10 protein-coding genes are annotated in these 11995 nt (G+C 45.9%); 7 read left to right on the top strand and 3 right to left on the bottom strand.

Going from position 1 to position 11995, the window contains the following annotated elements:
- A partial coding sequence (hldE, locus tag A142_RS04530) for a bifunctional D-glycero-beta-D-manno-heptose-7-phosphate kinase/D-glycero-beta-D-manno-heptose 1-phosphate adenylyltransferase HldE (RefSeq protein WP_019824183.1) occupies positions 1-1404 on the top strand: 1404 nt, incomplete at its 5' end.
- Between the two features lie 90 nt (positions 1405-1494).
- Here hldE and tolC read toward each other — a convergent pair.
- A complete protein-coding gene (gene tolC, locus A142_RS04525) occupies positions 1495-2814 on the bottom strand; it encodes an outer membrane channel protein TolC (RefSeq protein WP_019824182.1) in 1320 nt (439 codons plus the stop codon).
- 227 nt (positions 2815-3041) lie between these two features.
- On the opposite strand from tolC, the gene nudF reads away from it, so the two are divergent.
- From nudF to parC, 6 genes are all read left to right on the top strand, one after another.
- Positions 3042-3671 carry an ADP-ribose diphosphatase gene (gene nudF / locus A142_RS04520; protein ID WP_019824180.1) on the top strand — a complete coding sequence of 210 codons (630 nt, stop codon included), beginning with the start codon at positions 3042-3044 and terminating at the stop codon, positions 3669-3671.
- A gap of 4 nt (positions 3672-3675) precedes the next feature.
- On the top strand, positions 3676-4116 hold the full coding sequence (locus tag A142_RS04515; RefSeq protein WP_008222561.1) for a DUF1249 family protein: 441 nt from the start codon (positions 3676-3678) through the stop codon (positions 4114-4116).
- Between the two features lie 59 nt (positions 4117-4175).
- The gene (cpdA, locus tag A142_RS04510; RefSeq protein WP_019824176.1) at positions 4176-5000 is read left to right on the top strand and encodes a 3',5'-cyclic-AMP phosphodiesterase; all 825 of its coding nucleotides are present in this window, start codon (positions 4176-4178) and stop codon (positions 4998-5000) included.
- A complete protein-coding gene (gene yqiA / locus A142_RS04505; RefSeq protein WP_019824174.1) occupies positions 5000-5605 on the top strand; it encodes an esterase YqiA in 606 nt (201 codons plus the stop codon). The genes cpdA and yqiA overlap by 1 nt, the downstream gene beginning before the upstream one ends.
- 239 nt (positions 5606-5844) lie before the next feature.
- Entirely contained in the window at positions 5845-7725 is a 1881-nt protein-coding gene (parE, locus tag A142_RS04500) for a DNA topoisomerase IV subunit B (protein ID WP_017061428.1), read from the top strand.
- Positions 7726-7728: 3 nt separating this feature from the next.
- Positions 7729-9987, top strand: coding sequence for a DNA topoisomerase IV subunit A (gene parC, locus A142_RS04495; RefSeq protein WP_019824172.1), 2259 nt, complete (start codon positions 7729-7731; stop codon positions 9985-9987).
- 105 nt (positions 9988-10092) lie between these two features.
- Here parC and degS read toward each other — a convergent pair whose 3' ends face one another.
- A complete protein-coding gene (gene degS / locus A142_RS04490) occupies positions 10093-11157 on the bottom strand; it encodes an outer membrane-stress sensor serine endopeptidase DegS (protein ID WP_017061430.1) in 1065 nt (354 codons plus the stop codon).
- Positions 11158-11315: 158 nt separating this feature from the next.
- The coding region (locus A142_RS04485) for a PDZ domain-containing protein (protein ID WP_019824169.1) at positions 11316-11995 on the bottom strand (680 nt) is incomplete at its 5' end.

Here is an 11995-nt window from a genome sequence, read left to right as displayed (position 1 = left end):
CAATCAGGTGTTCTTATTGTCGGTGACGTAATGCTTGACCGTTACTGGTATGGCCCAACTGGCCGTATTTCACCAGAAGCACCAGTTCCCGTTGTGAAAGTAGAAAATAACGAAGAGCGTCCTGGTGGTGCTGCCAACGTGGCAATGAATATTGCCTCTCTTGGTGGCCATGCTCATGTCGTTGGTTTAACGGGTAAAGATGAGCCTGCTGAGGTGTTAAAAAATACCTTAGGCGCACTAAAGGTTAAGTGTGATTTCGTTGAGTTGGAAGACTACCCAACCATTACTAAACTGCGTGTGATGAGTCGTGGTCAGCAGTTGATCCGTCTTGATTTTGAAGACAAATTCGAGAATACGGATCCTGAATTGATACTGTCTCGCATGGAGCAAGCGCTGCCAAATGTGCGTTCGGTAATTCTATCTGATTACGCAAAAGGTGCGTTAGAGCACGTGCAGAGCTTTATTCAAAAAGCGCGTGCAGCGAATGTTCCGGTATTCATCGATCCAAAAGGGGCTGATTTAGAGCGTTACCGTGGTGCAACGTTGCTTACGCCAAACATGGCAGAGTTCGAGTTGGTTGCAGGTAAGGTTAAATCTGAAGAAGACCTTATCGAGAAAGGCATTGCCTTAATCGAAAAATACGACTTTGAAGCATTGCTGGTGACTCGCAGCGAGAACGGTATGACTCTGCTGCGTAAAGGTCAGGCACCGTTCCACTTACCGACTCAAGCCAAGGAAGTGTACGATGTCACAGGTGCCGGCGATACGGTTATCTCTGTCCTTGCAGCTTCTGTTGCTGCTGGTAAACCTCTGGATGAAGCGTGTGCATTAGCGAATGCGGCTGCTGGTGTAGTTGTTGGTAAGCTAGGTACATCGACACTGTCTACGATAGAATTAGCGGAAGCGATTCACGGTAGCCAAGATACAGACTACGGCGTTATCTCTGAAGCAGCACTGGTTGAAGCGGTGAAGCGTGCTCGTGCGAAAGGCGAGAAAGTGGTTATGACCAATGGCTGCTTTGATATTCTGCACGCTGGGCATGTTTCTTACATGAATCATGCTGCTGAGTTGGGCGATCGTTTGATCGTTGCGGTTAATACTGATGAATCAGTAAAACGTTTGAAAGGTCCAGGTCGTCCTGTGAATCCAACTGATCGTCGTATGGCGGTATTGGCTGGCTTAGGTGCGGTTGATTGGGTTGTACCATTCTCTGAAGATACACCTCAACGTTTAATCTCTGAGGTATTGCCAAGCATTCTTGTGAAAGGTGGTGATTACAAACCTGAAGAGATCGCTGGTGGTGCGGAAGTGATTGCCGCTGGTGGTGAAGTGAAAGTACTTAACTTTGAAGATGGTTGCTCTACCACTGAAATCATTAAAGCGATTAAAGGTGGTCGAGGCTAAGTTTTAGCGCTCAATACCAATATTCGACAGATAATAAAAATGCCGCTCAATGAGCGGCATTTTTGTAACGGCAACTTGAGTAATTAAGAGTTACTTACTTGCTACTTTTAGACCTGCGTTTACATCAACAATATCTTGTTCGCTTAGCGTACCAACTGCTTGACGAAGCTGAAGTACACTTAGGATGTAGTTGTAACGAGCATCTGAAAGATTTTTGTTCGCATCGTATAGACGACGAGTCGAGTCTAGTACGTCAACGATAGTGCGAGTACCTACATCAAAACCAGCTTCTGTTGCTTCTAGAGCAGACTGAGCAGACACTACAGACTGTTCGTAAGCGCGTAGAGCACCGATCGAAGCACTGATGTTGTTGTTGAATGCACGTACGTCTTTTACAACGCTACGGTAAGTCGCTTCTAGGTCTTCACTTGCTGCAACGTAGTTGTATTCAGCCTGTTTAGTCAAAGAAGTTGTGCTACCACCCGTGTAAAGAGGTACAACTAAGTTCAAACCGATGTTTAGGTTGTCAGAGTCGTAGTCATTTACGCTGTTAGAGCTGTCTGTCTGTTCTGCAAGACCGTAGCTACCATCTAACGTTAAGCTTGGTAGGTGACCAGAGCTTGCTAGAGAGATATTATCTTTCGCTACATCTTGAGAGATACGTGCAGCCAATAAGCTAAGGTTCTTTTGTTCTGCTTGTTCAACAAGTGCAACTGCAGATTCAGAAGATTTGCTCGCTGAGAAACGATCAGTATCTAGGATGCTTAGGTTAGAGTGTTCCTGACCTGTAATCTCACGAAGACCTTCGTAGCTATTTGTTAGGTCGTTCTCTGCAAGAACTTCATCAGCCAAAACGCCATCGTACTGAGCTTGCGCATCGTGCACATCGGTGATTGCTGAAAGACCTACTTCAAAACGCTGTTTAGTTTGCTCTAGTTGACGAGCAACCGCTGCTTTCTCTGCACGAACAAACTCTAGGTTATCTTGAGCTCGAAGCACTTCGAAGTATGCTGTCGCAACACGAAGGATCAAGGCTTGTTGTTCTGCCGCGTAAGCTGAATCAGATTGACGAGCAGTTTTCTCTGCCGTGTCTAGAGTGATCCAAGAAGAACGCTGGTAAAGCTCCTGACTGAAACCAATGCCAACACCCCATTGGTTGTTATCATTGCTCATATCGCTTCGGTCACCACGATTAATATCGTAGTTAGCTGTTAGATTAATTTGCGGTAACAAAGAGCTACGGCTTGACGTTACTGCTTCAAAAGCGGCATCGCGCTGCGCTGCTGAACGAAGAAGTTGTGGATCGTTCTGTTTTGCTTGGTCGTAAACTTCAGCTAGCGTATCAGCAAAAGCTGACGAACTCAGGCTGCCAATTGCTGCACTGATAAATAGTGGAAGCAGTTTTTTCATTTTCCTATTCCTGCCTTTTATGGAATTTTCTTTAGAAGAGTTTAACCCAGTTTGGTGGTAATTTACTCGAAACTTTGCACTTTTTTACATTTAACTGTCCACTTGTGCAATATTTATTTTTTAAAACTTAACTTTAATTATAAATTTTATATAAAAAGTTGAACCTTATCCTTGGTAGTTAACTCGGACAATGAGTAAACTATAAAGATCACTTAGTGAGGTACCAAATGCAACAGTATGACAATCAACGACATGAGTTTACTCCGCAAGATGTGGAAATAGTCTCAAAAGAGACGCTGTTTCGTGGTTTTTTCAAAATGGTTAAGTACACATTTAAACATAGACTGTTTGAGGGCGGCTGGAGCCAACCAGTAGAGCGTGAGATGTTTGAGCGTGGACATGCTGCCGCTTTGCTACCTTATGATCCTGTGAGTGATGAAGTGGTGATCGTCGAACAGATCCGTGTCGGTGCCCTAGAGCATAAGAACCCATGGCAATACGAAATTGTTGCTGGGATCATTGATACTGATGAATCACCACAAGATGTCGCTCGTCGTGAGGCGATGGAAGAAGCCGGAGTCGAAGTCGGATCTGTATTGCCTATTACTTCGTATTATCCTTCATCTGGTGGTTGCTCTGAAAAGCTCGACGTCTTTGTTGGCTGTGTTGATGCAACGACAGCCAAAGGGGTACACGGATTGGACTACGAAGGTGAAGATATTCGTGTACAAGTGATGAGTCGCGAAGCTGCTTATCAGTTGGTAAAAGATGGTGTATTTGAAAATGGAGCCACGATCATTGCGCTACAGTGGCTACAATTGAACTACCAAGAATTACAGTCAGAGTGGATAGATTAACGTCATGCCAAATATCGCGGTCAAAAAACCGTATCATGTTGATCTTGCTGAATTGATGCGAGTTTACGAGACTAACTATGCCAAACTGAACGCTTTGTTACCGGTTGGGCATGAGGTTGGTGACGTTCGCTGTTACCAAGCCGTTAATATGGTGTATCAATTGACAGTGAATGAGGTCACAAAATACACCACATTAATAGATATATGTCAGAGTGACGCGATGCCAGTGTTTCCTTTGCCAAAAATGTCTGTCAGGCTATATCACGACGCTCGAGTTGCAGAAGTGTGCGCTAGCGGGGATTTTTCGCGAGTCAAAGCGAAATATGACTATCCCAACACTAAGCTTCTGCAAAAGGACGAGAAATTTCAATTGAATAAATTTCTTGGGGAATGGTTAACGTTTTGTTTAAAAACGGGTATCAGCCGAACCCCAATTGCCTTTTAATTGAGCCGATTTATCAACACTTTTAAAGTCTAAACAGTAACGTATCTGGATTTGTTATTTTGGAATTATCACACACTTCAAAATTTGATGAGAGCACTATTAAGCTTGTGCAGCTAACGGACACGCATTTATTTGCGCCGAGCAATGGCAGCTTATTAAGCATCAACACTCAAGATAGCTTTCGTGCTGTAGTCGATGGCATTGTTAGTCAGGGTTTTGACTATCAAGCGATTTTAGCAACCGGTGATATCTCTCAAGATCACAGTGCTGAGTCGTACCAGAAATTTGAGTCAGGGATTCAACCTTTGGAAAAGCCATGCTATTGGCTGCCAGGGAACCATGACTTTAAGCCTAATATGGGCAGTGTTTTACCATCACCACAAATACAGTGTGTTGAGCATGCCTTGCTAGGCGATAACTGGCAGATGGTGATGCTAGACTCGCAGGTGGTTGGTGTGCCTCATGGTCGCCTCAGCGATCAACAGCTTGATCTGTTAGAACAAAAGCTGACGGAGTTCCCTGAACGCAATACCTTGGTTCTATTGCACCACCATCCATTATTGGTGGGCAGCGCATGGTTGGATCAACATAACCTAAAAGACGCCGATCAATTTTGGGATGTGGTTCAACAGCACACCAATGTTAAAGCGGTACTGTGTGGTCACGTTCATCAAGACATGAACCTAGATCATCATGGTGTACAAGTCATGGCAACACCGTCGACTTGTGTGCAATTCAAACCTAACTCAGATGACTTCGCGGTCGATACTTTGTCTCCGGGTTGGAGAGAGATTGAATTACATCAAGACGGAACGGTCAGCACGCAAGTTCGTCGTCTGCCTCATGGGCAGTTCTTGCCTGATTTTAAGGCTGCTGGTTACTAATGCCAGGCTCTGATCAGCAAGCTAATAAGCCATCACTGCTTCTCTATATTCATGGGTTTAACAGTTCATCTCGTTCTCATAAAGCGAACGTAATGGCAGATTACTGTGCGGAGCATCGCGCTGATATTAAAGTTGTAACCCCTCAACTGCCGAGTTTCCCTCAGCAAGCGGCACTCCATTTGCAGCAGCTGGTGGAGCAATACAAAGAGCAATATCAAATAGCGTTGGTCGGTAGCTCGCTGGGTGGTTATCTTTCAACATGGCTGAATAGCCACTATGGTTTTAAAGCGGTGGTTGTAAACCCAGCAGTGAAGCCGTATGAGCTTCTTGCTGACTATTTAGGTGAACAAGTAAACCCATACACAGATGAACGATATGTACTGGAAACAAAACATATTGATGAACTGAAGGCGTTAGAGGTTTCGGCGATCGCTAAGCCGAGCGACTTCTGGTTACTTCAGCAAACGGAAGACGAAGTTCTGGATTACCGACAAGCGGTAGAGAAGTACCAAGGTGCAACACAGACAGTAGAAGAGGGCGGGGATCATAGCTTTGTTGATTTTGAACGCTACCCACAACAAATCATCACCTTTCTAAATCTTTAATCTGTTCCACCAACCAAGTGATTCTCTCTTGTTTGCCTGTTATTTCATCTATCAATGGTGAAATATCATAGTTTGATGTCTTAGTTTTTGAACTAGCTTGACATCATTACTCAGCTTCCAGACTATATTCCCCAATACTTCGCTCGTTCGCTCTACTATGACGGTTCATAGTAATGATTCTGCTTTAGTGAAACTGGAGCCAGCGAACTGACGCAAACTTTTTGAGTAAACTCCGTATTATGACTGAACAATATAATGCAAAAGACCTCGAGGTACTTGAAGGTCTCGATCCTGTGCGACACCGCCCGGGAATGTATACCGAGACAGAAAGACCTAACCACCTTGCCCAAGAAGTCATTGATAACTCGGTCGATGAAGCACTAGCGGGACACGCTAAGAAGATCAAAGTGGTACTTCATGCAGACCAATCGTTAGAAGTTACCGATGACGGCCGTGGTATGCCTGTCGATATTCACCCTGAAAAAGGGATCTCAGGTGTTGAGCTGATTTTAACTAAGCTCCACTCTGGCGGTAAATTCTCGAATAACAACTACAAGTTCTCTGGTGGTCTGCACGGTGTAGGTATCTCGGTCGTAAACGCGCTGTCAAAACGTGTTGAAGTGACTGTACGCCGAGAAGGTCAGGTTCACGAGATCGCACTTGAAGGTGGTCATGCCGTAACAGAGCTTACTGTAACGGGCACTTGTGGTCATCGTAACAGTGGTACATCAGTACATTTCTGGCCTGATCCTAAGTACTTCGATAGCCCTAAATTTTCGACACTTCGTCTGATTAACAACCTACGTGCAAAAGCAGTGCTTTGCCCAGGTTTAGAAATTACCTTTATCGACAAAGTCGGTGGCGAAGAGCATAAATGGTTCTATGAAGATGGCCTAAAAGACTACCTTGCCGAAGGCGTGAAAGGTTACACCTTACTGCCTGAAGAACCGTATGTTGGCGAATTCGTTGCTGAAACAGAAATGGCAAACTGGGCGATCATCTGGCAGCCAGAAGGCGGCGACATGATCACCGAAAGTTACGTGAACTTAGTACCGACTAAGCAAGGTGGTACACACGTAAACGGTCTTCGCCAAGGTCTGCTTGATGCAATGCGTGAGTTCTGTGAATTCCGCAACTTGCTACCACGTGGCGTTAAGCTAACGGGCGACGATATTTTCGATCGCTGTTCGTACGTACTCTCGGTGAAGATGCAAGATCCGCAGTTTGCTGGTCAAACAAAAGAGCGCTTGTCTTCTCGTCAAACCGCTGCGTTTGTTTCTGGTGTGGTAAAAGATGCGTTTAGCCTGTGGTTGAACGAAAAGCCACAATTGGCGGAACAGCTAGCAGAAGCTTGTATTGCGAATGCTCACCGCCGTATGCGCGCAAGCAAAAAGGTTGTGCGTAAGAAAATCGCGTCAGGCCCAGCACTGCCGGGTAAGCTAACTGACTGTTCAGTTCAAGATTTAAGCCGTACCGAAATCTTCTTCGTGGAAGGGGACTCGGCGGGTGGTTCTGCTAAACAAGCACGTGACCGTGAGTTCCAAGCGGTGATGCCACTTCGCGGTAAGATCCTAAATACATGGGAAGTGTCAGCAGACCAAGTATTGGCTTCGCAAGAAGTGCATGACATCTCGGTAGCTCTGGGTATCGACCCAGATAACGATGATTTATCAGGCCTGCGTTACGGTAAGATCTGTATCCTTGCCGATGCGGACTCGGATGGTCTTCATATCGCGACACTGCTATGTGCTTTGTTTACTCGCCATTTCCATGCATTGGTTGAAGCGGGTCATATCTATGTGGCAATGCCTCCTCTGTATCGTATCGATTGCGGTAAGGAAGTGTTCTACGCACTTGATGACGCAGAGAAAGACGGTGTGCTTGAGCGACTATCGCAGAAGAAAGCCAAGATCAACGTGCAACGATTCAAAGGTCTGGGTGAAATGAACCCACTTCAGTTGCGTGAAACCACCATGGATCCAAATACTCGTCGCCTTGTTCAGTTAACGATTGACGACAGCGAAGCGACTAACGAGATGATGGACATGCTGCTTGGTAAGAAGCGTGCAGATGATCGCCGTACATGGCTACAGACTAACGGTGATATGGCCGAGGTATAATGGATGTCTAACGAAATTACATATGATGGCGTTGAACAGCTGCCAATGCGCAAGTTCACCGAAGATGCCTACTTAAATTACTCAATGTACGTGATCATGGATCGTGCATTGCCGTATATCGGTGATGGTTTGAAGCCAGTACAGCGTCGTATTATCTACGCGATGTCTGAGCTGGGCTTATCGGCTGCATCGAAATACAAAAAATCAGCACGTACCGTTGGTGACGTATTAGGTAAATATCACCCGCACGGTGACTCTGCTTGTTACGAAGCGATGGTATTGATGGCGCAGCCTTTCTCTTACCGCTACCCATTGGTCGATGGTCAAGGTAACTGGGGTGCTCCGGATGACCCGAAATCGTTCGCTGCGATGCGTTATACCGAAGCGAAATTATCTAAGTTTGCTGAGGTTCTGCTAGGTGAACTAGGTCAAGGTACGGTTGATTGGCAACCAAACTTTGATGGCACGATGAAAGAGCCTCAAATGCTGCCTGCTCGCCTACCTCATATTCTACTTAACGGTATTACAGGTATCGCGGTAGGTATGGCGACCGATATTCCACCACACAACGTGCGTGAAGTCGCTAATGCAGCCATTCACCTAATTGATACGCCGAAGTCTGAGCTTTCAGACGTGATGGGTTTCATTCAAGGTCCTGATTACCCGACTGAAGCTGAGATTATCTCTCCGAAATCGGACATCGAAAAGATCTACCGTACTGGACGTGGCAGCATCAAGATGCGCGCGGTTTGGCACAAGGAAGGCTCTGATATTGTTATCACGGCTTTACCTCATCAAGTGTCAGGTGCGAAGTTACTTGAGCAAATCGCTAACCAGATGCGCGCTAAGAAGCTGCCAATGGTTGACGACTTGCGTGATGAATCTGATCACGAGAACCCAACGCGTATCGTTGTTGTTCCTCGTTCTAATCGTATCGACTGTGACCAATTGATGAGTCACCTGTTCGCGTCGACGGATCTAGAGAAAAACTTCCGCGTTAACTTGAACATGATTGGTTTAGATAACCGTCCTCAAGTTAAAGGCTTAGTTCAAATCCTGAAAGAGTGGATCGAGTTCCGTCGCACAACGGTTCGCCGTCGTTTGCAGTACCGTTTAGATAAAGTATTGGCACGTTTGCACATCTTAGAAGGTTTGCTTGCTGCTTATCTTAATATCGATGAAGTGATTGAAATCATTCGTACAGAAGACGAACCATGTCCTGTCCTAATGAGCCGTTTCAACATTTCTGAAATTCAAGCCAATGCGATTCTTGATATTAAACTTCGTAACTTAGCTAAGTTAGAAGAGTTTAAAATCCGAGCGGAACAAGAAGAGCTTGAAGCTGAGCGTGAAAAGCTTGAAAAGCTACTCGGTTCAGAGCGTCGCTTGAATACGCTGATCAAAAAAGAAATCCAAGCAGATGCAGATAAATACGGCGATGATCGTCGTTCACCTCTGATTGAGCGTGCTGAAGCGAAAGCGCTAACAGAACGCGACTTAGTGCCAAGCGAACCAATCACGGTTGTGTTGTCTGAGAAAGGTTGGATTCGTCATGCCAAAGGGCATGAAGTGGACGCTGAAGGCTTGAACTACAAGTCTGGTGATAGATTCTTAGCGAGTGCTAAGGGTAAGAGTAACCAGCAAGCGGTGTTCCTCGGCAGCGATGGCCGAAGCTACTCCCTTGAGTCACATTCACTACCGTCGGCGCGAAGCCAAGGTGAGCCAATTACAGGCCGTTTGAACGTCAGCCCAGGTACTTCTATTCGCCAAGTGGTGATGGGAGAGAATGAACAATTATGGTTAGTCGGTTCTGATGCAGGTTATGGTTTTGTTTGTAAGGGTAGCGATCTGCTGTCTAAGAACAAGAGCGGTAAAGCCTTGGTTAATTTGCCACAAGCTTCTGAAGTGATGATGCCAAGCCCGATTGCTGACTTGGAAAGTAACCAGATTCTGGCGATTACTAACCAAGGTCGTATGTTGTTGTTCCCGATTAAAGACCTACCTCAGCTGAGCAAAGGTAAAGGCAACAAGATCATCAACATCCCTTCTGCGAAAGCAAAAGAGCGTGAAGAGTTTGTCTCGCATCTTATGGCTATCCCAGAGAATGCGACGCTGACTATTTACGCCGGTAAACGTAAGCTTGGTTTGAAACCTGCGGATCTTGAAAACTTCCGTGGTGAACGTGGTCGTCGTGGTGGTCTATTGCCTAGAGGACTACAGCGAGTGACGCGTATCGATATCGAAGAGCAAAGTGAATCGTAGAGATACTTGAAACAATCTTTAGATAAAAGAAAACCCAGCCTATGAGCTGGGTTTTTTGTACTTGTGTAGTATTAGCAGCTTGAATTAATGCTTACAGAGTTTGCTCTACAGGCGAGTATCTTCGGCGATGGTCACCTTTAGAGTTTTGCTTTCACCTTGGCGCAATATACCCACATCGATAACTGTACCCGGTCGCAGGTCGGTAACGATGTCCATTACACTCTGGCGACCATTTACTTGGTTATCGTTGATACTGACAATAATGTCTTGAGCTTCAAACCCCGCATCGGCAGCCGGTCCATTAGGGTCTATCCCCAACACAACAATCCCGCCGATATTCTTAGTACCCAACATGCGTGAGGTGACTGAATTGATGTCTTGTCCATCGATACCAATATATCCACGAATCACACGACCATCGGCGATGATCTTTTCCATGATTTTATTAGCAAGCGGATAGGGGATAGCGAATGAGATCCCATAGGTTTCCATGTCGGTAGCTTGCTGGAAAGACGCGGTATTGATACCGACTAGCTCACCTTGTGAATTCACCAGCGCACCACCTGAGTTACCTTCATTGATTGCCGCATCGGTCTGGATAAAGGCTTGATGGCCATCGGCACTAATCGAAGAACGGCCGGTTGCAGAGATGATACCAAAGGTTGTTGTTTGACCTAGGTTGTATGGGTTACCGATAGCCAGTACAACATCACCGACATTGGCTTTGTAATTAGGGTTGAGTGGGATCACTGGTAGGTTATCACCGCTGACTCTAAGTATCGCGATATCGGTGCGCTTGTCTGAACCGACAAGTTGCGCAGCTGCTACTCGGCCATCTTGAAGTGCCACAACTATTTGGTCTGCTTGAGCCACAACATGGAAGTTGGTAATGATGTAGCCTTTCTCGCTAACAATCACCCCAGAGCCCAAACCTTGAGTGAGCAGTTTGTTTCGATCGCTTTCAGCGTATTTACGGCTATAAATGTTAACCACTGCTGGTGCCGCGCGGCGAACTGCTTGGTTAAATGAAATCTGAAGAGAGCCAATATTATCGACTTTAGGACTAGTGACGTCAGCGACAATCGCTGGTCTTAAGCTCGGGAAGGCGAGAAGAATAAGCGCCGCTGAAACGAGTCCAAGGGAAATAGAACGAAATAGAAAGGACAGCATGTTTCCCTCTTCAACAAGTAAGGTTTGAAGCCTCCATCAATGGATGACTGACTTGATTACAAGTGAAGCATAGCATTTTGATTGATCTAAAGAAAAGGGAGACTGAGTAAGTTTAAAGCAAACTTACTGGGCCTCCCTGTAATTGCGCTGACGTAAGACTATCGAATTACAAGGTAGATAGTTCGGTCGCCTCGCTGGATATTAAGCGCCAGTACACCAGGTTGTTTTTCAAGAATCTCTCTAAACTCAGCAAGGTTCTTAACCGTTTGACGGTTTACCCCGATGATGATGTCATCTTTCAGAAGTTGATAGGCTTCGGCTGGTGAGCCTTGAGCAACACTTGAGACCTTGACACCCGTTGCAGAGTCACTCTCTGTTGTGTTGGTTAATTCAGCTCCGGCTAGTCCTTCATGGAGCTTCTCAGCCTGTGTCTTATTATTGGTGGATTCACCAAGCGTCACATCAAAGGTTTTGCTCTTACCGTCACGAACCACACCCAGCTCAATCTGCTTACCAGCGCCGAGTGTTGCGACCTTAGCTCTTAACTCGCTGAAGGTATCAATGCGTTTGCCATTAACAGAGACAATAATATCGCCCGCTTTCAGTCCAGCTTTATCTGCTGCGCTGTCAGGGACGATTTGGCTAACAAAGGCGCCTTTACTTGATTCATAACCGAGTGCTTCTGCCAATTCGGAGGTCACTTCTCCGCCTTGAACGCCAAGCATGCCGCGTTTTACTTCACCGAAATCGAGAATTTGTTCTGTCAGATTTGTCATCATATTAGAAGGGATTGCAAAGCCGATACCGACATTACCTCCGTTAGGGCCAAGAATGGCGG

Origin of the sequence: Vibrio splendidus 12E03 (assembly GCF_000272105.2) — a bacterium.
GTDB classification, from domain to species: domain Bacteria; phylum Pseudomonadota; class Gammaproteobacteria; order Enterobacterales; family Vibrionaceae; genus Vibrio; species Vibrio splendidus_I.
This window is presented reverse-complemented; position numbering and strand designations above follow the sequence as displayed.

Excerpts from the sequence above, each read along its gene's own strand:
- tolC (WP_019824182.1), bottom strand. The coding sequence starts at position 2,814 with ATGAAAAAACTGCTTCCACTATTTATCAGTGCAGCAATTGGCAGCCTG.
- nudF (WP_019824180.1), top strand. The coding sequence starts at position 3,042 with ATGCAACAGTATGACAATCAACGACATGAGTTTACTCCGCAAGATGTG.
- A142_RS04515 (WP_008222561.1), top strand. The coding sequence starts at position 3,676 with ATGCCAAATATCGCGGTCAAAAAACCGTATCATGTTGATCTTGCTGAA.
- yqiA (WP_019824174.1), top strand. The coding sequence starts at position 5,000 with ATGCCAGGCTCTGATCAGCAAGCTAATAAGCCATCACTGCTTCTCTAT.
- parE (WP_017061428.1), top strand. The coding sequence starts at position 5,845 with ATGACTGAACAATATAATGCAAAAGACCTCGAGGTACTTGAAGGTCTC.
- parC (WP_019824172.1), top strand. The coding sequence starts at position 7,729 with ATGTCTAACGAAATTACATATGATGGCGTTGAACAGCTGCCAATGCGC.
- degS (WP_017061430.1), bottom strand. The coding sequence starts at position 11,157 with ATGCTGTCCTTTCTATTTCGTTCTATTTCCCTTGGACTCGTTTCAGCG.